Origin of the sequence: Butyricicoccus sp. AM05-1, assembly GCF_003474415.1 — a bacterium.
Classification (GTDB): domain Bacteria; phylum Bacillota; class Clostridia; order Oscillospirales; family Butyricicoccaceae; genus Agathobaculum; species Agathobaculum butyriciproducens.
Window position 1 is genome coordinate 85,230 of record NZ_QUDG01000008.1, and the last position, 21,797, is coordinate 107,026.

At 59.2% G+C, this 21,797-nt stretch carries 22 protein-coding genes; all 22 read right to left on the reverse strand.

The window, feature by feature from the left end:
* Positions 1-70: 70 nt before the first annotated feature.
* Complete coding sequence (gene purB, locus DW088_RS11450) at positions 71-1,501, reverse strand: adenylosuccinate lyase (RefSeq protein ID WP_110435104.1); 1,431 nt, start codon at positions 1,499-1,501, stop codon at positions 71-73.
* 302 nt (positions 1,502-1,803) lie between these two features.
* A complete protein-coding gene (locus DW088_RS11455) occupies positions 1,804-3,003 on the reverse strand; it encodes a pyridoxal phosphate-dependent aminotransferase (RefSeq protein WP_199720433.1) in 1,200 nt (399 codons plus the stop codon).
* 147 nt (positions 3,004-3,150) lie between these two features.
* Complete coding sequence (locus DW088_RS11460; protein WP_118360819.1) at positions 3,151-3,807, reverse strand: thiamine diphosphokinase; 657 nt, start codon at positions 3,805-3,807, stop codon at positions 3,151-3,153.
* A complete protein-coding gene (gene rsgA / locus DW088_RS11465; RefSeq protein ID WP_243029895.1) occupies positions 3,777-4,676 on the reverse strand; it encodes a ribosome small subunit-dependent GTPase A in 900 nt (299 codons plus the stop codon). Before rsgA ends, DW088_RS11460 begins: the two co-directional genes overlap by 31 nt.
* Before the next feature lie 38 nt (positions 4,677-4,714).
* Positions 4,715-6,820, reverse strand: a complete 2,106-nt coding sequence (gene pknB / locus DW088_RS11470) for a Stk1 family PASTA domain-containing Ser/Thr kinase (protein ID WP_118360820.1) — start codon at positions 6,818-6,820, stop codon at positions 4,715-4,717.
* A gap of 6 nt (positions 6,821-6,826) precedes the next feature.
* Positions 6,827-7,579, reverse strand: a complete 753-nt coding sequence (locus DW088_RS11475; RefSeq protein ID WP_118360821.1) for a Stp1/IreP family PP2C-type Ser/Thr phosphatase — start codon at positions 7,577-7,579, stop codon at positions 6,827-6,829.
* Between the two features lie 44 nt (positions 7,580-7,623).
* Positions 7,624-8,673 (reverse strand): 23S rRNA (adenine(2503)-C(2))-methyltransferase RlmN, encoded by a 1,050-nt coding sequence (gene rlmN / locus DW088_RS11480; protein ID WP_118360822.1) that lies wholly within the window; start codon positions 8,671-8,673, stop codon positions 7,624-7,626.
* Positions 8,674-8,796: 123 nt separating this feature from the next.
* A complete protein-coding gene (gene rsmB, locus DW088_RS11485) occupies positions 8,797-10,143 on the reverse strand; it encodes a 16S rRNA (cytosine(967)-C(5))-methyltransferase RsmB (RefSeq protein WP_118360823.1) in 1,347 nt (448 codons plus the stop codon).
* The gene (locus tag DW088_RS11490) at positions 10,133-10,843 is read right to left on the reverse strand and encodes a zinc metallopeptidase (protein ID WP_118360824.1); all 711 of its coding nucleotides are present in this window, start codon (positions 10,841-10,843) and stop codon (positions 10,133-10,135) included. Before DW088_RS11490 ends, rsmB begins: the two co-directional genes overlap by 11 nt.
* Positions 10,844-10,952: 109 nt before the next feature.
* Positions 10,953-11,873: a methionyl-tRNA formyltransferase gene (gene fmt / locus DW088_RS11495; RefSeq protein ID WP_118360825.1), complete on the reverse strand. Its 921-nt coding sequence runs from the start codon at positions 11,871-11,873 to the stop codon at positions 10,953-10,955.
* The gene (gene def, locus DW088_RS11500) at positions 11,873-12,364 is read right to left on the reverse strand and encodes a peptide deformylase (RefSeq protein ID WP_110435113.1); all 492 of its coding nucleotides are present in this window, start codon (positions 12,362-12,364) and stop codon (positions 11,873-11,875) included. The genes fmt and def overlap by 1 nt, the downstream gene beginning before the upstream one ends.
* Before the next feature lie 4 nt (positions 12,365-12,368).
* Positions 12,369-12,968: a GNAT family N-acetyltransferase gene (locus DW088_RS11505; protein ID WP_118360826.1), complete on the reverse strand. Its 600-nt coding sequence runs from the start codon at positions 12,966-12,968 to the stop codon at positions 12,369-12,371.
* Positions 12,969-13,003: 35 nt separating this feature from the next.
* Positions 13,004-15,454 (reverse strand): replication restart helicase PriA, encoded by a 2,451-nt coding sequence (priA, locus tag DW088_RS11510; RefSeq protein WP_118360827.1) that lies wholly within the window; start codon positions 15,452-15,454, stop codon positions 13,004-13,006.
* Positions 15,455-15,697: 243 nt separating this feature from the next.
* Entirely contained in the window at positions 15,698-16,894 is a 1,197-nt protein-coding gene (gene coaBC, locus DW088_RS11515; protein ID WP_118360828.1) for a bifunctional phosphopantothenoylcysteine decarboxylase/phosphopantothenate--cysteine ligase CoaBC, read from the reverse strand.
* Positions 16,895-16,897: 3 nt separating this feature from the next.
* On the reverse strand, positions 16,898-17,296 hold the full coding sequence (gene rpoZ, locus DW088_RS11520) for a DNA-directed RNA polymerase subunit omega (RefSeq protein ID WP_118285692.1): 399 nt from the start codon (positions 17,294-17,296) through the stop codon (positions 16,898-16,900).
* Positions 17,297-17,365: 69 nt separating this feature from the next.
* Entirely contained in the window at positions 17,366-17,923 is a 558-nt protein-coding gene (gene gmk / locus DW088_RS11525) for a guanylate kinase (RefSeq protein ID WP_118360829.1), read from the reverse strand.
* The gene (locus tag DW088_RS11530) at positions 17,916-18,179 is read right to left on the reverse strand and encodes a DUF370 domain-containing protein (RefSeq protein ID WP_110435119.1); all 264 of its coding nucleotides are present in this window, start codon (positions 18,177-18,179) and stop codon (positions 17,916-17,918) included. Before DW088_RS11530 ends, gmk begins: the two co-directional genes overlap by 8 nt.
* 30 nt (positions 18,180-18,209) lie before the next feature.
* On the reverse strand, positions 18,210-19,085 hold the full coding sequence (locus tag DW088_RS11535) for a YicC/YloC family endoribonuclease (RefSeq protein WP_110435120.1): 876 nt from the start codon (positions 19,083-19,085) through the stop codon (positions 18,210-18,212).
* An 18-nt stretch (positions 19,086-19,103) separates the two neighbouring features.
* On the reverse strand, positions 19,104-19,610 hold the full coding sequence (locus DW088_RS11540; protein ID WP_118360830.1) for a hypothetical protein: 507 nt from the start codon (positions 19,608-19,610) through the stop codon (positions 19,104-19,106).
* Between the two features lies 1 nt (position 19,611).
* Positions 19,612-20,244, reverse strand: a complete 633-nt coding sequence (locus DW088_RS11545; protein ID WP_110435122.1) for a J domain-containing protein — start codon at positions 20,242-20,244, stop codon at positions 19,612-19,614.
* On the reverse strand, positions 20,231-21,163 hold the full coding sequence (locus tag DW088_RS11550; protein ID WP_147356566.1) for a DUF5685 family protein: 933 nt from the start codon (positions 21,161-21,163) through the stop codon (positions 20,231-20,233). Before DW088_RS11550 ends, DW088_RS11545 begins: the two co-directional genes overlap by 14 nt.
* A gap of 117 nt (positions 21,164-21,280) precedes the next feature.
* Entirely contained in the window at positions 21,281-21,694 is a 414-nt protein-coding gene (locus DW088_RS11555) for a SoxR reducing system RseC family protein (RefSeq protein WP_158574681.1), read from the reverse strand.
* Positions 21,695-21,797 lie beyond the last annotated feature (103 nt).

Consider the following 21,797-nt stretch of genomic DNA (forward strand, 5'->3'; position numbering starts at 1 on the left):
TTGACGCATAAGCGGCAGAATATCCCGCGTGAGCGGGATATCTGTCAATTTCAGGGATAAACTTTCCGGTTTACAGGTTAATCTCAACCTTTACATCTTCGCCAGTCAGATAAGGTGCAATGGCAGGACGAACACACTCGCTCAGGAACTCATCTACCTGAGACGGGCAGCGGCCGATGTAAGCGGACGGGTCGAGGTGCTCGAGGATCTGCTCACGGGTCATGCCGAACATCGGGTCGCCGGCAATGCGGTCAACCATATCGTTCTCGAGGCCCTCCTCCTTGATGCGCTTGCCCGCAGCCATGGAGTGCTCGCGGATGCGCTCGTGCAGGTCCTGACGGTTGCCGCCGCGCTTTACGGCGTCCATCATGATGTTCTCGGTTGCCATGAACGGCAGCTCGTTCATAACGTGCGCCTCGATGACCTTCGGGTAAACGACCAGACCGGAAACGACGTTGATCATGATGTTGAGGATTGCGTCAACGGCAAGGAATGCCTCCGGCACAGAAATGCGCTTGTTCGCAGAGTCGTCGAGCGTGCGCTCGAACCACTGGGTAGCCGAGGTGAACGCCGGGTTCAGGCTGTCGCAGATGACGTAGCGCGCCAGTGCGCAGATACGCTCGGAACGCATCGGGTTGCGCTTGTACGGCATGGCGGACGAGCCGATCTGGTTCTTCTCGAACGGCTCCTCTACTTCCTTCAGGTGCTGCAGCAGACGCAGGTCGGTTGCGAACTTGGAAGCGGATTCTGCGATACCGGCGAGCGTTGCGAGCGTCTGTGCGTCGATCTTGCGGGAGTAGGTCTGGCCGGAGACCGGAACCACGCCTGCAAAGCCGAAATCATCGGCAATGCGCTTCTCAAGCTCCTTAACCTTGCTCTCGTCGCCGTCAAACAGCTCCATGAAGGACGCCTGCGTGCCGGTCGTGCCCTTGCTGCCGAGCATGCGCAGGTTTTCGATGCGGTATTCTACCTCATTCAAATCCATCAGCAGCTCGTTCATCCACAGGGTAGCGCGCTTGCCGACGGTGGTCAGCTGTGCGGGCTGGAAGTGGGTGAAGCCGAGGGTCGGCTGGGACTTGTGCGCATCCGCGAACTGCGCCAGCTTGTCCAGTACGGTCGCCAGCTTTTTGCGAACCAGCAGCAGACCCTCGCGGATCTGGATGATGTCGGTATTGTCGCCGACATACGCGCTGGTAGCGCCGAGGTGGATAATGCCGGCCGCCTTGGGAGCCGCCTTGCCGAAGGTGTAAACGTGCGCCATAACGTCATGGCGTACCTCCTTCTCGCGCTGACGGGCCACATCATAGTCGATGTCGGTCAGGTGCGCGGCCATCTCGTCCACCTGCTCCTGCGTGATCGGCAGACCGAGCGCCCGCTCCGCCTTAGCCAGCGACAGCCACAGCCGACGCCAGGTGGAGAACTTCATATCCGAGGAGAAGGTGTAGAGCATCTCCTTGGAAGCGTAGCGCGAAGAAAGCGGGCTTTCGTACACGTTGTTCATGTTATTCGTCCTTTCCGGTGTGTATTTTATCCAAATTATAACGAAATAACGGACTTGGATGGTATCTAATCTTCCATAACAGTCCGATTTTAGTTTAACACTTTGCACCGGTCATTTCAAGCAAAACCGACCGGTTTTGCGCTATCTTGTAGCAATAAACAAAGTTTGCAGCGGTTTCGCCGTTAGATTTTGCGTCCTTCCCTTTTTCCTGCACCGCCTGCGCGGTTCAAGTGCCCCAGAGGGTCGGTGCAGAAAACAAAAAGCAGCACCCTTTTCAGAGTGCTGCTCGGAATTACGAATGCTTACGCGTTCTTGATAAACGCTTCGAGGCGGTCGAGACCCTTGTCAATCTCGGTGAGCGAGGTCGCATAGCTCCAGCGGATGAAGCCCGGCGCGGCAAATGCGGTGCACGGAACGGTCGCGACCAGACCCTTCTCAAGAAACAGCTGCGCGAAGTCCTCGGCGCTCTCGATGACCTTGCCGTACATGGTCTTGCCGAGGAAGCCGGTCATGTTCATCATAACATAGAACGCGCCCTCCGGCTTGATGCAGGAAACGCCCTCGATCTGGTTCATGCGCTCTACCAGATGGTCGCGGCGCTGCTCGAACGCCTGCTTCATCACCTGCATATCCTCCTGCGGGCCGGTCAGTGCAGTGATGGCCGCCTGCTGGGAAATGGTGGACGGTGCAGAGGTGGAGTGGCTCAGGTAGTTCGCCATCACCTTGGCCAGCTGCGGATTGGACGCGCTGTAGCCGATACGCCAGCCGGTCATCGCGTAGCTCTTGGATACGCCGTTGACCAGAATGGTGCGCTCCTTCACGTCCTCGCCCAGAGAAGCGAAGGAAACGAACTCATTGTTATCATATACAAGGTTGCAGTAAATCTCATCCGCGATAACATAGATGTTATGGCGGCAGCAAACCTCAGCGATCGCCTCCAGCTCGGCCTTGGTGTATACCATGCCGGTCGGGTTGGACGGAGAGTTCAGCATGAACACCTTGGTCTTGTCGGTGATGGCGGCGTCCAGCTGCTCTGCGGTGATTTTGAAGTCCGCCTCCTCGGTTGCGGCTACGATGACCGGGATTGCACCTGCCTGCTTTACCATCTCGGAGTAGCTTACCCAATACGGAGCCGCGATAACGACCTCATCGCCCGGGTTGCACAGCGTCATCAGCGCGATATAAACCGAGTGCTTTGCACCCGAAGCAACGACGATCTGTGTCGGCTCGTAGTCCAGACCGCAGTCCTCCTTCAGACGGTAGCAGGCTGCCTTGCGCAGGTCCATCAGACCGGCTGCCGGCGTGTACTTGGTCTGGTTGTTCTCAATGGCCTCAATACCGGCCTGCTTGATGTGCTCCGGCGTCGGAAAATCCGGCTCACCGGCACCAAAGCCGACAACGTCCTTGCCCTCTGCCTTCATCTGCTTGAACAGCGAATCAATGGCCAGCGTCGTGGACGCCTGCACACCTGCTGCAATCTTGGAAATCGGCTTCAATGCCATGCTCAGCACTCCCTTATATCTCTCATCAGTTATCATGTGTTTTTATTATATGCCTGCGAACTTATTTTTGCAAGTCCTGACTTAATAAATTGCAAAATCGACACAATAAAAAAACCCGCCGATATTGGCGGGTCAGGTGTGGAATTTTCACAAAACACGGTCGCGCGAGAAGATAATCAGAGCCGTTCCCCGTTCAATCGTGACGGCAAAGCGGCTGTTCGGTTTTGCCTCGTTCGAGGTGGAGATCATGCCGACACGGGTAACCGTGCCGTTCGTTAATTCATATTTTGCATTCTCGATGGTCACGCCCTCGAGCACCGCGTCCATCGGCACGACCGAGAAGTAGGTAAACGTCTCCGGCATGATGAATTCCTGCCGTCCGCCCTGATGCAGCTCGACGCGGTTGTACGGATCGAGAATGGTCAGGTGACCGCCGAGCGTCTTTGCTTCCTCAAGCAGCGAGAGATTTGCCAGCATATGGTCGATGCGCCCGCCGGTCGCACACACGAGCGTCGCCTCGCGGCAGCCGCGGCGGAACACCTCCCGCAGACAGCTCTGCGAATCCGTGTCGTCCTTCTCAGGTCTCAGCAGGATCACATCGTCGCCCTCTACCTCGGTCATGGAATCCCGGTCGGAGATCATGAAATCCGGGTGCAGACCGAGCGCCCGCGCATGCCGCAGGCCGCCGTCCGCACACGCAACGAGCGCGTCCGGATGCTCGCGCAGAAACGCGCGGATGTAACCGTAATCGGTTTCCGGTGCAGCCGCAAAAATCAGCGCGTGCCGCCCTTGGTAAGTTCCCATTCCTTCAGATCCTTTACACTTTCGTACAGCTTTACATAGCTTTCATGACGGGTTTTCGCAATTTCGCCGTTTTCCACCGCCGCAAGGATGGCGCAGCCCTTCTCCTTGACATGCGCGCAGCCGGTAAATTTACACTGCCCGATGTACGGCTCGAACTCCGGAAACGCATACTGCAGATCCTCGGCAAGAACCAAATCCATCTGCTCGGTCTCAAACGAGGAGAAGCCGGGCGTGTCCGCGATATAGCCGCCGCCTTCGATCGGGTGCAGCTCCACATGACGGGTGGTGTGCTTGCCGCGGCCGATCTTATCCGAAATCGCACCGACCTCAGCGCCGAACGAGCTGTCCAGACGGTTGAGCACGCTCGACTTGCCGACACCCGAGTTGCCCGCAAACGCGCTCACCCTGCCGCGGATGCGCTCGCGCAGTGCGTCAATGCCCTCGCCGGTGTGCGCGCTCACGCGCAGCACCTCGATGCCGCTCCTGCGGTAGGTTTCATACAGCTCGTCACCCGGATTCGCGTCCGTCTTGTTGATGACGACCAGTGCGTCCATGTTCTTGTGCACCGCGATCGCCGTTACCTTGTCGATCAGGAACGGGTCGGTCACCGGCGGTGCCGCGCTCGCCACGGCAACGACCAGATCCAGATTCGCCACAGCCGGCCGGATCAGGCTGTTCTTGCGCGGCGTGATCGTCTGCAGATAGCCGGTGCCGTCCTCCGGCTGGATTTCCAGCGTCACACGGTCCCCGACGATAGGCTTGCCCACGGTCTTGCGGAACCGTCCGCGTGCTTTGCATTCAATGAGACCCTCGGCGGTATCCACATAGTAGAAACCGCCGATGCCCTTCAGAATGATCCCTTCGATCAAACTTAATTCCTCCGTTTTTACGCTTTGAACGTAATTTCTTAGCTGAATGTGTACGTCTGCGAGGTAGTCGAACCGTCCACGCTGACCGTAACATCATGGTCGCCCACCGAGCCGCTCACCGAGATGGACGTGCTGCCGCCGCTCGTGCTGCAGGTGTCGTCATACTGGATCACGCCGTCCACATAGATGATAACATGCGCGGTATCCGTGTTGTCCGGCAGCGAAACCGGAATGGTCGCACTGCCGAGGCTCGGCGTATCGTCGTAGTCGCCATCGCCGTTGTCCTGACCGCCGGAATTGCCGCCGCTGTTATTATCCGGCGAGTTATTGTTCGATGTGCTCTTGCCCTTGGAGATCTGGATGTTGACGACAGTGCCCTTTGCGACCTCCGCGCCCGCATCCTGCGACTGCCATACGACCGAACCGGCCTCAGCGGTGCTCTCGACCTCGTTCACCGAGCCGATGGACAGACCCTTTTCCGTCAGGGCCTTTTCCGCATCATCCTTTGTCATGCCGAGCAAACCGGGCACAGCAACGTTTTCGTTATCGTCCTTCTGCTTGCCCTTGCTGATATAGACGGTCAGCGTCGCGCCCTTTTCCAGCTCAGCGCCCGCCTCCGGGTCGGTGCGGATTACCTTGCCTTCCTCCACGTCGTCGCTGTATTCCTCAACAACCTCGCACTTGATGTCGTGCGATGCCAGCGCCGCCTGTACATAATCGAGCGTCTTGCCGGTAAAGTCGATCACCTTGTAGGTATCCTTGACGTTTTCGCCGCCCGAGGACACCGTTACCGTGATGATCGTACCCTTGGTTGCCTTTTTCTTACCGTCGCCGTCCGGGTCCTGCTCGAGTATCTCACCGACCGGACGGTCGGATTCCTGCCGTTCGGTTGCTTCCTTTACCGTGAAGTTGTCGGTTATATCCGGGTCGGCCAGCACTTCGTCGATATTGCGCCCGATGAGGTCGGGCACGATAATCTTCTCCGACTTGTCGCTGCTGCCGGTGAGCATCAGAATGCCGACCAGCAGCAGACTGATCACCGCAATCACGCCGACCGCCATGCCGACCGCCATCCCGGGCCGTTCGGCCAGCTTTTCAAAAAAGCCGTTCGGCTCATCCTGCTCTTTTTTGCGGAAACCGGTGCGGGTGCGGGTCTGGGTCTGCGTGCGGGTGCGGGTGCGCGGCGCAGCTGCGCCCTCAACGGAAGCGGCTTCATGCTCTGCCGCACTGCGGCGCGCCGCACGCTGAATGTCCGCACCGATGATCTGCGTCTCGCCCGAGTTATCCTCGCTTGCCACATAGTGGAAGCGTGCGTTCGGGTCCGAGCGGAGCACCTCCATGTCCTCGTACATCTTTTCCGCGGATTCATACCGGCGGCTGATGTGCGCACTCATGGCGTGCATGACAATGTCGTCCATGCCCTTGGGAATGCCCGGCACAAACGCGCTCGGGATGATCGGCACCTCATTGATGTGCTGCATGACGATCTGAAGCGCGGTTTCGCCCTCAAACGGCAGCTTGCCGGTCAGCATTTCGTACATCATCACGCCGAGCGAGTACAGGTCGGTGCGGTAGTCGATCTTGCTGCCCTTGGCCTGCTCCGGCGAGATATAGTGCACCGAGCCGATGGCCTCCTGCACCACGCGGGTCTCCTGCGCGGCAGCGAACGAGGCAATGCCGAAATCGGTCAGCTTTGCCGTACCGTCCCGCAGAATGATAACGTTCTGCGGCTTAACGTCCTGATGGATGATGCCGCGCGAGTGTGCGTGCATGAGTGCGCGGGCAACCTGCTCAGCGAAGAAAATGGTCTCCTCCCACGACAGATGGCCCTTGCGCTGCAGATACTGCTTGAGGGTGATGCCCTCGATCAGCTCCATAACGATATAATCCGTGCCGTCCTCGCTGCCGACGTCGAACACGGAAACAATATTGTGGTGGCTCAGCTTGGCAACGGCGCGCGACTCAATGGAGAACCGCTTGCGGATATCCGGGTCCTCCGCAAACTCCTTTTTGAGCACCTTGAGTGCCACATCGCGCCCGAGAATGGTATCCCGCGCCCGGTAAACGACCGCCATGCCGCCGACGCCGACGATTTCCTCAATCTGATAGCGTCCGCCGAGCATACTGCCGATATATTTATCCATAGTCCGTCACGCTCCCTGCTTTTTACCGAGGGTGAACAGCGCAACGGTGATGTTGTCGCGGCCGCCGCCGTCAAGCGCCAGCTGCAGCAGCGCGTCACCGGCCAGCTCGAGCGTCGGCGCGTTTGCCAGCACCTCCGCGATCCGGCTGTCCTCCGCCATGCCGGTCAGACCGTCCGAGCAGAGCAGCAGCATGTCCTTTTCGGTCAGGCGCACCTCAAACAGGTCGCCTTCGACATACGGCTCCACGCCTACCGCACGGGTGATGAGGTTTTTCTGCGGATGGGTGCGCGCATCCGCCTCGGTGATCTTGCCGCGGCGGCGCATTTCCTCCACATAGGAGTGGTCCTCGCTGATCTGGTGCATGGCTTCGCCGTCAAAGCGGTACGCGCGGCTGTCGCCCACGTTGATAACGGTCGCGCAGTCGCCCTGAATGAGCGCGGCAACCAGGGTCGTGCCCATGCCGCGGAACTCCGGCTGCCTGCCCGCCAGAGAGAAAACCGTCTCGTTCGCCTGCTTGAGCGCCTGCGTCAGCAGGTTCTGCCGAGCCGTTTCGTCCAGCGTGCCGCTTAAAGCGTCACCCACCGACTCGATAAAGCTCTGCGCGGCAAAGCGGCTGGCTACGTTGCCCGCATTTGCGCCGCCCATGCCGTCGCACACGACGAGGAGCGCGGTCCGGTTGTCCTCCCGCGCTTCGATCTGAAAAATATCCTGATTGGTCGGGCGCACCCGTCCCTTATCGGTCAAGCCGAAATATTCCATTTCACAACCTCCTTCGATTGTGTTTATATGTGAGAATATTCAAGTTAATCACGAGAACTGCTCTTACCGTCCTCCTTCAGCTGCCGCTGACGGAGCTGACCGCACGCCGCGTCAATATCCGGACCCAGCTTGCGCCTTACAGTCGCGGTAACGCCGCGCCTCTCGAGCGCCTGCTGGAACTTGCGGACGGTTTCCGGTCTGGACGGTTTCAGCGGGCTTTCCGCCACCTCATTCAGCGGAATGAGGTTGACGTGCGCCGGACGGCCCTTGAGCAGCTTCGCCAACAGGTCGGCCTGCCACGGGCGGTCGGTCTTGTCGCGCGCCATCATGTACTCATAGGAAATGCGCCGTCCGGTGGTGTCGAAATAGTAACGGCACGCCTTCATCAGGCGCTCGACCGGATACGCGTCGTTCACCGGCATGATGGATGAGCGTGTTTCGTCATCCGGCGCGTGCAGCGACACAGACAGCGTGATCTGCAACTTTTCCCGTGCTAACATCTCTATTCTATCAGCAATTCCACTGGTTGACAAGGAGATATGGCGCTGTCCGATGTTGATTCCCTCCGGACAGCTCACCAGATGCAGGAACTTGAGCACGTTGTCGTAGTTATCGAGCGGCTCGCCGGTGCCCATCAGCACAATGTTGGAGACCTTTTCGCCGCTGTCCTTCTGCATGAACAGGATTTCGTCCAGAATCTCGCCTGCGGACAGACTGCGCGTGCGTCCGTTCAGACCGGAGGCACAGAACTTGCAACCCATCCGGCAGCCGACCTGCGTCGAAACGCAGACGGACACGCCGTGCTCGTAGTGCATCAGTACGGACTCCACGCAGTTGCCGTCCCGCAGACGCCATAGGTATTTCACCGTGCCGTCAACGCGGCTCACCTGCTTGCGGGCGACTTCCGGTACGGTCAGCAGAAAATTTTCCGCTAAACGCGCCCGTAAGTCCTTGGATAAGTTGGACATCTCTTCAAAGGACTCCACACCCTCGTGAAGCCATTTGAAGATCTGTCCCGCACGGAACGGCTTTTCGCCCATTTCCTTCAAAGCGCTTTTCAGTTCATCTATTGTAAGGGATTTGATTTCGATCATGTGTCTCTCCTTCAAATCTTCTCTTGTTTCTTATATGGCGAAATGTTCCGCCGATTGTCAATTTATTATAACCGTTTAACAGATATACCGTAGGGCGGGGTGCCCCGCCCTACAGTTCCGCTATCACTTCCGGTGCATTTTCGCAATAAAGAATCCATCCGTATTGTGAACGGGCGGCAGCAGCGTCACCATACCGTCTGCCCTCTCTCCGCAGACCGGATGCGTCCACGAAACCGCTTCAAACTCCGGATTTTCGGTGAGAAACGCGCGGACAACGTCCTCGTTTTCCCGCTGCAGGATGGTACAGGTCGAGTAGACGAGCGTGCCGCCCTTCTTTACATACTGTGCACAGTTTGCAAGGATTCTCGCCTGAATCTCCGGCAAAGTCCGGATTTCGTCCGGATTCTTGAACCGGATTTCGGGTTTCTTGCGGATAATGCCCAGTCCCGAGCAGGGCACGTCGCACAGCACAACGTCCGCGCTGTCCTTCCACTCCTCGCGGCAGACCGAGGCGTCCTGCAGCTCGGTGCGGATATTCGGCAGTCCGAGGCGGGCTGCGCCGTCGCGGATGCGTTTCAGCTTGTGCTCGTAAATATCGCACGAGGTGACGCTGCCTTTCCCCTGCATTTTTTCAGCCATGGCAAAGCTCTTGCCGCCGGGCGCCGCGCAGCAGTCGAGCACGGTGCTGCCCAGTTTCGGGTCAGCGACCGCCGCCGCGAGTGCGCTTGCCGCGTCCTGCACGGTCACGCGGCCCTCTATAAACGCCGGAAGCGCGGCTGCGTCTCCGCCGCTGCACAGCAGGATTTCCGGGAACGCCTCGTGCGGCTGCACGGTCAGTCCGGCGGCTTCCAGCTCTGCCTGAGCCTCGGCAGGCGTGCATTTCATCGTGTTCACGCGCACCGAAATCGGCGCGTCCGCGTTATCTGCCTGACAGATTTTCTGCGTCAGCTTCTGACCGTACTGCTCGGAAAGCAGGCGCACGAGCCACTCCGGGTGGCTGTACTGCAGCGCGTAGTAGCTTTCCTTATCCGGGCAGTTCAGGCGCGGCAAAGAGCCGTTTTGAGCCGCATTTGCGGCATTTCTCAGCACCGCATTGGCAAAGGCGACCGTGCGGTCATTTGCGTGGCCGTAGTGCTTGACCAGCGCGACCGTCTCGGCAACCGCCGCATGCGCCGGTATCTTGTCCATCAGGATCAGCTGATACAGACCCATCCGCAGGCACGCCAGCACACGCGGCGCGATCTTTTTCAGCCGCACGCTCGAGAAGTGCCGCAGGTACCAGTCCAGTAAAATTTGGTTCTGCACCGTGCCGTAGGTCAGCCGCGAGGCCAGCGCCGCGTCGCGGCTGTCCAGTCCCGCGCGGGATAAATAGTGGTGCAGCGCACCGTCCGACCAGGCGGCCTCCTCTGCCATGGAAAACAGCGAAAATGCCGCCACCTCACGCGGTGTTTTGGGGCGTTTATCTATCATTTCGGTCTCTTCCTCCAAAAATCAGCACCAGACGCAGCAGCTGTGCCAGCGAGGTCGCCAGTGCGGCAACATAGGTCAGCGCCGCCGCCGTGAGCGTCTTTTTCGCCATCGGGTACTCGTCTGCGGTCAGCAGGCCGTTCTGCTGAATGGTCTGCAAAGCGCGGCGGGACGCGTCCAACTCCACCGGCAGGGTCAGCAGCTGGAACAGCGTGGAAAGACCGAACGCCGCAATGCCGATCGTGACGAGCGTGCTCGTGTTAAGGAGCAGGCCGAGGATCAGCAGCGGCATCGCCGCCATCGAGCCGAACTGCGTCAGCGGGATGATCGCCGCGCGCAGCTTGATCGGTGCATAGCCGATGGCGTACTGCACAGCGTGCCCTGCCTCGTGCGCGGCAACGCCGATGGACGCCACCGACGTGGACGAGTACACCGCACTCGATAAGCGAATAACATTGCTTCTCGGGTCAAAATGGTCGGTCAGCTTGCCGGAAACGTACTCAATGCGCACGCCGGACACGCCGTTGTACCGCAGCACCGCCTCCGCCGCCTGTGCGCCGGTCAGTCCCCGCAGATTTTGCACCCGCGAGTAGCGGTTAAACGTGCTGTTTACCTTGTTCTGCGCCCAGAATGCAAATAAAACGCACGGCAGAACCAGCACGATGTAGTACATGTCAATTCCGTAATATCCATAGTAAGGCATAATAAATCCCTCCGGATGCTTTTAATGGAAAATTGAAAGCGATATCGCCCTACGGACGATGATTTAATAACGGCGCATGCGCCGCACATTCATTTTCCATTATTCATTCTCAATTCAGCTTAGTGCCGACTTCGATTGCGTGCCCACGCAGAAAGTCCGTAGCCTTCATGCGTTTGCCGCCGACCAACTGAATCTCGGTCAGTTTGAGCGCGTCCTCTCCGCACGCCACGGTCAGGCCCTTTTTCGGGTCAGCTTCGAGCACCGTGCCCGGCTCTCCCCTGCCGTTTGCCTTTTCGGCGGCAAACACCTTCAGCCTTTCACCGGAAAGCGTGGTCAGCGCGATCGGCCACGGATTCAAGCCGCGAATCAGACAGTCGATCTCGTGCGCGGACTTGTTCCAGTCGATCACCGCCATCTGCTTATCCAGCATATGGGCGTAGCAGCTCTGCGCATCATCCTGCGGGCGCGGCGTGATCTCATCTAATTTGACGAGCGTTTGGGTCAAAAGTTCCGCACCGGACTGTGCCAGACGGTCGAAAAGTTCGCCTGCGGTCTCCTTCGCACCGACCTTGGTCTCATAGGTGAGCAGCATATCGCCGGTGTCCAGACCCTCCGCCATCTGCATGGTGGTAACGCCTGCCATTTCATCGCCCGCGATGACCGCCCACTGGATCGGAGCGGCGCCGCGCCAGCGCGGCAGCAGCGAGCCGTGCACGTTGATGCAGCCGTGCGGCGGGATATCGAGTACCGCCTTGGGCAGCAGCTTGCCGTATGCCACTACGATGATAACCTCGGGTGCCAGCTCACGCAGACGCGCCTGCTCGTCCTCATTTTTGAGGGTATTCGGCTGGAAAACCGGAATATCATGCTCGAGTGCGAGCGTTTTCACCGGCGGTGCAGTGAGAATCTGCTTGCGGCCCTGCGGCTTATCCGGCTGCGTGTACACGGCGCAGACGTCATGTCCGGCGTCGATGAGCGCCTGCAGGCTCGGCACGGCGAAGTCCGGCGTGCCCATGAATACGATACGCATTATTCCTCGTCACCACCCTGCATTGCCTCCGGGTCGATATACTCCTCGACCTTCTCGGTGAACAGATGACCGTCCAGATGCTCGGTCTCGTGGCAGAAGCACTGCGCTACAATGCCCTCGCCCTCACGCTCGAACCAGTTGCCATTGCGGTCCTGTGCGCGAATCTTCGCCCAGGTCGGACGGGTCACATAGCCGTAAACGCCCGGCACGGACAGGCAGCCCTCGACAACGCGCTCGGAGCCTTTCTGCTCGATGACTTCCGGGTTTACCAGCTCGACCATCTCCTCCGGCTCCTTGTTCACATCCAGCAGCACAACAACGCGGCGCAGGATTCCCACCTGCGGTGCTGCCAGACCAACGCCGCCGGAGTTCTCGAGCGTCTCACGCATATCGTCGATCAGCGTATGCAGGCGGTCGTCAAACTTCTCTACCTTGCGGCTGTGCTTTAAGAGCTGCTCGTCGCCCTCGGTCAAAATCTTTCTCAGTGCCATTGTTTTATTCCTCCACTTGATTCAGCTTATCCATGTATTTTTGTAAACATTCCTGTATATTTTTCTCATCGAGCGCCGGAAACGGCGTCACCGGCTGCGGTTTTCCGCTGCCGATATGTTTTTCCAGCCATGCCACATCGTGCCAGCCGTCAAACTTCCAGCCGGAGTCGTGCCACACGCCTGCGTCCGCAAAGCCCAATCTGCGCTGCATGCGGATGCTCTTTTCGTTCGGCAAGGTAACGCAGCTGTACAGGTGGCGCAGCCCCTGCAGCTCGAGCAGGTCGATCAGGCACGCCAGCACGGTCGTGCCCACACCGTGTCCGTGGGTGCTCTGTGCCAGATAGATGGACAGCTCCGCATCCCAGTCGTATGCCGCACGCTCACGAATGCGGTGCGCGTAGGCGTAACCCATGATAACGCCGTCACACTCGCAGACGAGATACGGAAACGCAGCCGCCGTTTCGCGGATACGGCCCGCAAACGCCTCAGCCGTCGGCACATCATATTCAAACGTGATGGTTGTATTCGTTATGTAAGGCTCGTAAATCTTCAAAAGCGATTCTGCATCGTTTTCTGTTGCCTTGCGAATTACAAATTTGCTCATTGAATTAACCTTCTTTGCCGGGGTCTCAATTACTGCTACATTTCATTATTGGAATCCGCGAACACGGTAACGCCCCGGTTTTTACCATCCTGCATAAACTCCCGCAGCACGCCCGAGATGAGCCTGCGCCATCTTGCACAATCCTTCGCACGGATGGTGAGGTGGTAGCGATACCGTCCCATCACCTTGACCATCTGCGCCGCGGCGGGGCCGAGCACGGGTGCTTTCACATCGGCAAACTGCCCTTCCATCAGGCTCTGCAGGCGTGTTTTGAGCGCGAGCAGACTGCTGAGCACCTGCTGCTCCAGTTCACCGACGGCGGTTATCATGGTGATGTCGCACACGGGCGGGCACCGAAGCGCTTCACGCGTCTGCATTTCGCTCTCGTAGAACGCCTCGTAGTCCTGCCGCGCGGCGGTCAGGATGACCGGATGCAGCGGGCTGTACGTCTGGATCACGGCGCGGCCGGTGTCAAATCGCCGTCCGGCGCGGCCGACCACCTGCGTGATGAGCGAAAACGTGCGCTCATGTGCGCGGTAGTCCTGCGCATATAGGCTCTGGTCTGCGTCCAGCACACCGACCAGCGTGACGTTCTCAAAATCCAGTCCCTTGGTCACCATCTGGGTGCCGATGAGGATATCAGCTTCGCCTTTGCCGAATTGATTCAGCAGGCGTTCGTGTGCGCCCTTGGCGGTCATGGTGTCCGCGTCCATGCGGAGCACCCGTGCGGACGGAAACCGCTCGTGCAGCTCCTCCTCCAGCTTCTGCGTGCCGGGCGTTTCGGTGAACAGGCTCGTGCTGCCGCAGGACGGGCACTTGCCGGTTATCTTGACAGATGCGCCGCAGTAGTGGCACATCGCGCGGCCGGACACCGAATGGTAGGTCATGGTGGTCGAGCAGGACGGGCACTCGGGCACCCAGCCGCACACGCCGCAGCCGATCACGCGGCTGTTGCCGCGCCGGTTGAGGAACAGGATGGCCTGTTTGCCCTTTTCGAGCGTGCTGATAAGCTCGCGTTCCAGATTCGGGCCGATAATGCCGCTCCGTCCCTCGCGTGCCAGACCGCGCATGTCCGAGATGATGACCTCAGGCAGTCCGGCACCGAGAAACCGCTCTGTGAGCGTGAAAACCGGATATTTTCCCTGTTTTGCGCCGTAATAGGTTTCCACAGACGGTGTTGCCGAGCCGAGCACGAGCAGCGCGTCCGTCTGCGCCGCCCGGTACTTTGCCACATCCCGCGCATGGTAGCGCGGCGACTGCTCCGAGCGGTACGCCGCGTCCTGCTCCTCGTCGATGATGATAACGCCGAGGTTCTTCGCGGGCGCGAACACCGCCGAGCGTGTGCCGATGACCACCCTTGCTCTGCCGGTTTTTATCTTCTTGAAGCTGTCGTACCGCTCACCGGCGGACAGCGCCGAGTGCAGAACCGCGACTTCTTCGCCAAAACGAGCCGCAAACTGCCGCAGAAGCTGCGGTGTCAGTCCGATCTCGGGCACGAGCACAATGGCGCTCTTTCCCTGCTCGAGCGCGTGCGCGATCAGCTGCAGGTATACCTGCGTCTTGCCGCTGCCGGTCACGCCGAACAGAAGCGCCGCACGAGGCGCGTTTTCGTCCATGAGCGCCGCCATGCCGTCATACGCCTGCTGCTGCGCCGCCGAAAGCACCGGAGCCGCGGTGCGCGGCACCTCGGAAAAGTCCGGTGCGCGCAGCACTTCCTCGTATTCCGCGCGGAGGATGCCCTTTTTCGTCATGTCGCGCAGCGCAGCGTCGCTCACGCCGGTCATGTAGACGATTTCCTTCTGGCTCATCGTACCGCCGTCCGACAGCAGCGACACCACGTCCATCCGCGCCGGACTGCGGCGGCTGATATGCGACATGGCTTCACTCGCTTCCATGTCCAGACGGAGCATTTTTTCGGTCTTATCACCGGTTTTCTGCGCCGTATTGCTGTGGTAGACGAGGATTCCCTCGCCTGCCAACGCGTCCAGCGTCTGTCCCGCGCCTTTGCCGAGCCGATCGCGTATCTCGCTCACCGAGAGCGTCTGTCCCGGCTGCTCAAACAGCGCCAGCACCTGACCGGCTTCGCCGTCCCGCTCCCGCAGAGCCGCCAAATCCGCGTCCGGCGCGAGCGTGTACGTCTCGTTTCGCTTGAACCACAATCCGGCGGGCAGCATGGCGTGTACACAGTCGAAGTAGGTGCAGTACAATCTTTCCCGCATCCACGCCGCGAGTCTCAGCTGCTCGGCGGTCAGAATCGGCGTTTCGTCCAGCACCTCCACGATGGGCTTGAGTTTGAACTCGCCCGCATCCTCTCGGAAGGCGAGCACCACCGCTTCCGCCCGTTTATTGCCAAAGCCGAACGGCACGAGAACGCGGGTGCCGATCTGCACCTGTTCCCGCAGCTCGTCCGGCACACGGTAAGAGTATAGCTTGTCGATGGCGTAGGTCGCTGCATCCACAGCGACTGCACAGATTTTTTCCGCCATAGACTCACAACCTTTCGCTTCTTCTTTTATCGTCGCTTGCAGTTTATCGTAGGGCGCGACAAGGTGAATTGCGGCAACGCCGCAAGAGAAGGTGCCCTGGGGTACGACTCGGCGCGCCGCTGTCAATCGGTGCATACCGTTCCATACGGCGTGCCGGGGTCGTCACGCCCTACTGCATTGTTTTCATCGGTTGCGGATAAACGGAAAACATGACGTTAATTCTCTATTTTCCGTTCTCAATTCTCAATTACTCATCGAGAGAAGTCTATCGAGAATCAGGTCCGCCAGATCTTCCTTGCTCATCATCGGCGGGGTCTCTCTGTGTCCGTCCTTGAACAGCAAGGTAGCCACATTGGTATCCGTGCCGAAGCCCGCGCCCTTATCGCGCAGCGAATTCGCCACGAGCATATCGCAGTTCTTGCGGCGCAGCTTGCTCTCGGCATTGTCCAGAAGGTTCTGCGTTTCCATCGCAAAGCCGCACAGCAGCTGTCCCGGCTTTTTATCCTTGCCGAGTGCGGCGAGAATATCCGGATTGCGGGTCAGTTCGATATTCATCTCGCCGTCACCCTTTTTGAGCTTTTCATCCGCTGTCTGCGCCGGACGGTAATCACCGACGGCGGCAGCCTTGATGATGAAATCCTGCTCGGGTGCGCGGCTCGTCACCGCGTCGTACATATCCCGCGCGGAAACAATATCCACACGCGTGACACCGTGCGGCGTATCGAGTGCGGTCGGTCCGGAAACAAGCGTTGCGTCCGCGCCGCGCATGGCTGCGCGAGCCGCGATCGCGTAGCCCATTTTGCCGGTGGAGTGATTGGACAGGAACCGAACCGGGTCCATGGCCTCCTGTGTCGGACCGGCGGTGACAAGAACGTGCCTGCCTGCCAGATCCTGCTCGGTCAGCGCCTTTTCAATGCCCCAGAGGAGCGTCGGCGTGTCCGGCAGCTTGCCGCGTCCGCTGTCGCCGCAGGCGAGGTGACCTGCGTCCGGCTCGATGATGTGGAAGCCGCGCTTTCTCAGCGCAGCGAGATTCTCCTGCGTCACCGGATTGTCATACATGCCGGTGTTCATCGCGGGAGCGACAACGACCGGCGCCTTAGTGGCAAGCAGCGTGGTCGTCACCATGTCGTCCGCGATGCCGTGCGCCGCCTTGGCGATGACGTTGGCGGTCGCGGGTGCGATAACAAACACGTCAGCGGCCTTCGCGAGCGAAATGTGCTCCACCTCCCACGGAAAGCTGCGGTCGAACGTATCCACGACCGCGCGGTTGCCGGACAGTGTTTCAAACGTCATCGGCGCGATAAACTGAGTCGCGGACTCGGTCATCAGCACATGGACAGTCGCGCCGTTCTGGTGCAGCTTGCTGGTGAGATCGGCAGCTTTATAGGCCGCAATGCCGCCCGTCACGCACAGAACGACCGTTTTCCCTGCAAAACGCATGGCTTAGAGGTCCTCCTCCGGAATGTCACCGTCGCTCAGAGAGCCGTCATCAAACTCGTTCAGGCGGCGCACCTCGTCCGCATTCTCATCCTTGTCCTCGTCAGCCTCGGAGTCGGTGTGCTCCTCGTCCTCATCCAGATCAAGGGTGTCGTCCACGTCAACCATAGCGGCTGCAATGGCATTGTTCTGCGGAATGGCAGTCTCCACACGCGGACCCGGACGGTAAACGATCTTGCCGGCTGCGATCTCATCGAGCGCCAGCTTAACAGCCTTGTCCGGCAGCGGCTCGCCCTTTTCCTCTGCCTCATCGGCAATATCGCGGGCACGCTGCGCTGCCAGGTTTACCAGCAGATAGCGGTTGCCTACTCGTTTCATCAGTTCCTGCATAGAAGGGTTCAGCATAGTAATCAGTTCTCCTTATTTACCAGATATAGTTTTATTTTATGAAAGTTTCTGTTTATATAATGTCGCTTATCGACGCTTGGCGAGAATGCCGTGCAATTCTTCAACCGCACGCTCCACCGTGTCGTTTACGACGACGTAATCGAATTTATCCTGCTGCGCAAGCTCGCCCTTCGCCGTTTCCAGACGCTTCTGCACCTTGGCTTCGTCCTCGGTGCCGCGTCCGCGCAGACGGTTGGCCAGCTCCTCGAACGACGGCGGCGCAATGAACACCATCACGGCATCCGGACGCTTTTCATGCACCTGCATCGCGCCCTGCACCTCGATCTCGAGGATAACATCGCAGCCTTCCTCCAGCTTTTCGTTCACCGGAGCCTCCAGCGTGCCGTAGTAGTTATCAACGTACTTCGCGTGCTCGAGGAACGCATTGGCGGCGATCTTCGCCTCAAAGTCCTCTTTCGTGAGGAAATAATACTGTACGCCGTCCTTTTCGCCCGGACGCGGCGCACGGGTCGTCGCGGAGATCGAGAAGAACAGCTTCTCGTCCTCGCTCAGCAGCCTGGACAGCACGGTGCCCTTGCCTGCACCGGACGGTCCGGTGAATACATACAACGTTCCCTTACGCATCTTCTGGTTCTCCTTCCTCGGTCTCGCCCGCAAAACGAGCCGCAACGGTCTCCGGCTGCAGAGCACTGAGCACCACATGGTCGCTGTCCATGATGAGTACAGCGCGGGTGCGTCTGCCGTAGGTGCCGTCCACGACCATGCCGCGGTCGCGGGCCTCCTGCACGGTGCGCTTGACCGGTGCGGATTCCGGGCTGACAATGGCGATCAGCCGCGACGAAGCGACCATATTGCCAAATCCGATATTGATGAGCTTCATCGCTGACCTCACTCCTCGATATACTGTAAATTACTCGATATTCTGAATCTGTTCGCGGATTTTTTCAATTTCGCTCTTGATATTGACCACGATCTGCGCCATGGACACATCGTTTGCCTTGGAGCCGATGGTATTGGTCTCGCGGTTCATTTCCTGCACAAGGAAATCCAGCTTGCGGCCGACCGGCTTGACCTCATTCAGCATGCCGTCCAGCTGCTGCAGATGGCTGCGCAGACGCACGGTTTCCTCGTCCACGGCGGTCTTGTCCGCGTAGATGGCCGCCTCGGTGACGATGCGGGTCTCGTCGATGGACGTATCCGCCAGCACCTCCTTCATGCGGGCGAGCAGCTTCTCGCGGTACTCGCGCACGCGCTCCGGCGAGCGGACCTCCACCTCACCGACCATGCGCTCGATCTCGGACGCGCGGTTTCGCACATCCTCAGCCAGTTTAGCACCCTCGCGGGTACGCATTTCGTCGAAATTGTCGCAGGCTTCGCCAAAGACGGACAGCACATCGCGGGTCATCTCGTCCGCGTCCTGCTCGATGCGCTCGGAGCCGAGCACGTCCGGCAGCTTCGCCAGACTCATCACGCTCACGTCGTCGCGCAGACCGTACCTGTCGGCCAGCTCATGCAGCGCCGCCAGATAGTGCTCCGCGACCGCATGGTTCACCGTAACCGCAATGTCGCCGCCCTCCTGCGTCTCCACGCCGATGTAAACCTCAACCTTGCCGCGTGCAATGCGCGCCGCGGCGGCTTTTTTCACGGCATCATCCAGAAAGCCGTACTGACGCGGAGCCTTTACCGTGCAGTCCAGATAGCGGTGGTTGACCGCACGCAGCTCTGCTGTGATGGTTCTGCCGTGCAGCTCCTGCTTGGCACGTCCGTAGCCGGTCATACTCTTCATAGATATCTCTTTCCCTTCTTATTCGGGCGGCAGGGTGCGGCGCAGCAGCGCGATCACCTTTGACAGCCCGATATCATATACAATAAAGCCGATATTTGCCGCGATCCACAGTCCGGCAAGCCGGAAAATACCCGGCATTTCCAGCTGCGGAAACAGACCGCAGCTTACCAGAACAGCCGCGAGCACCAGCACAATGTTAAAATACGCCAGCTTGCCGCTCAGCTGCGTGAAAACCGGCAGACGGCACTCGATCAGATATTTCACGATCGGGTACAGGCCGAACAGCAGCACATAGGCCGCCGCGATCAGCTTGCGCGGTGTCAGCAGCAGTCCCAGCACCGAGGTGACGAGGTACAGCAGCACAGCCGTTTTTACGTTCGCGCGGCGCAGCAGCGGTATCGCTGAGGCCACACCTGCTATCAGGCAGGCCGCCGGTCCGATCTGCGGCATCACACCGCCGAAATACAGCCACGCCGTGGCCGCCGCTGCCAGAAGTCCGCCGCGGGCGATCTCGCGCGTGCTCATATCAGCAGCCGCCTCCGCCGCAGCACATGTTCAGGCAGCAGTTGCAGATGAGCGTCTGCACACAGCAGTCGCACATGCTTGTCTCCTGCATGGGCCGGTAGCCGCCGTAGCCGCCGGACAGATGGAGATTCTGCAGCGCGTGCTGGTACTCCGCGTTGTTCGGGTCCATCTGACACGCCTGCGTGTACGCGCGGGCGGCCTCATCGTACCAGCCCTTGCGGTAGTACACCGTGCCGGTCAGATAGAACCACTCCGCATCCCGTCCTGCGGCTCTCTGCAGCAGCGCCTCCGCCATGCCGAGGTTGCCCTGATTGATGGCCTGCCGCACCTGACTGTACAGCGCGGCATTCGCACCGGTGTAGGTGCGCTGCTGATAGCCGCCGTACTGCTGTCCGTTGTATGCGCCGCCATAGCTCTGCTGCTGTCCGCTGCTGCCTCCCGCCGGATTCCTGCGTTCGTTCATGATCATGTCGTACGCTTCGTTGATCTCCTTCATGCGGGTTTCGGCCAAATCTGCCAGCGGATTGTTTACATAGTTATCCGGATGATACTTGCGCGCCAGCTCACGGTACGCGCGCTTGACGTCATCATCACTCGTTTGCGGTGTTACACCGAGCACTTTATAGGGATCCATGTTTGCCCCTTCCTTCGTTCGTCTGGTAGGTGCCGTTCAGTACCTGTCGGGTAACGGTCGGCATACCAAGAAAAATGATATTGCGGATCAGGTCCGCATCTCTCCGGGGACTCAGCAGGTCAAATGCCATGCAGATATCCGCCAGTGAGCGCTCGAGCGTGCGCTCGAGCGGTTCCCTTACCGCAGAGATGTCCGGCGTTTGCAGTTCATACCGCAGAACGACCGGATTGTAGCTGTTCTCTTCCATATCCTTTTGGATGTCCTGCACCGCATCGACAAGGTAGATCCATCTGCCGATCTGATAGAACATCTGGTGCAGAATACGCTCGCGGGTGTCTCCGGTGCGCGGCACAACGGCAGCTGTCATGCGCGAGGACGTATCCGCCGCACGGTCCATGGACGGGCAGCGTTCCGCCTCCAGACGGCGCAGATCCTCGAGTGCCTGCCGGATGTCCTCGTCCGCTTCGGGCATGCGTGCGCGCGCCTTCTCATAGCCGCGGCGGCCGAGGCGGCACAGCAGCGCCGCAAGCGCGCGTTTCGCGCCCTTTTCGTCCGCCAGATCATCCTGAAACTTGTGATAGGTCAGCAGGATGCTCGCGTCCGCCGCCAGACGAAGTGCATCGTCTGTCTCGGCGCAGCTTTTCCGCCGAAACGGAGAAGCGTCGCATCGTTTTCTGCACGGCGGAGCAGTCTCCGCCTCCTCACTTCCTGCAACAAGTGCAAAAAACGTCATATCGTAGCTTAAAAACAAGGTGTAAAATCTGCCGTATTCTGCGCGGATCGCGTGGCATAAGCCGCAGTAAACCTGCTGAAAACGGTCAGCCTCCTTCACCCGCAGCTCGGCCTTCACCGGACGGATAAAGCCAAACATCGCATAGCCCTTTCCCGCCGTGCGGTGTGCACGGACTTTCGTATTCAATCTATTTTACCGAACTTTTGCGTATCTGACAAGGGCGAACACAGAAAATTGGCGAAAATTCATAAAAAATTAAAACTGCCTGTCGTGAAACCACGGTTTCGCCGACTCTATTCCGCATCAAAGCCGCTCTGTGATGGCAAACGGCGCTTCATTTCTGAGCTTCAGCTTATGGCTGTACCACATCGCCGCCAGAATGCCGCCGACGAACAACACGCCGCCGATGAGCGCGGACAGTCCGCCGCCAAGTTTCATTCCTGCGCCGACGCCGTAGCCGACAAAAAACAGCACGAGCGGCAGCAGATACACGAGCACGGCAAAGCCGAGCACCTGCTTGGTCTCGCCCTCGAGCAGCACGCGGTCGCCGACGGACGCATGCGCGTGATTGCGCGCGGTAACGTAAAGCGTCTGGGTTTCCAGACCGCCGCAGCCGCCGCACTTGGCACAGTCGTGGCCGCACGCCGAGCGGCGCGTTACCTCGACCTCTGCCAGGCCGTTCGGCAGCAGCTTTTTGATGGTTCCCTGTTGGGTCACGTTGAAATCTTCCTCTCTATTATTCAAAACCAGTTGCAGTAATGGGGAATTGAGAATGGAGAATTGAAAATTATGGTCATGCACAAAGCACATTCATTCTCCA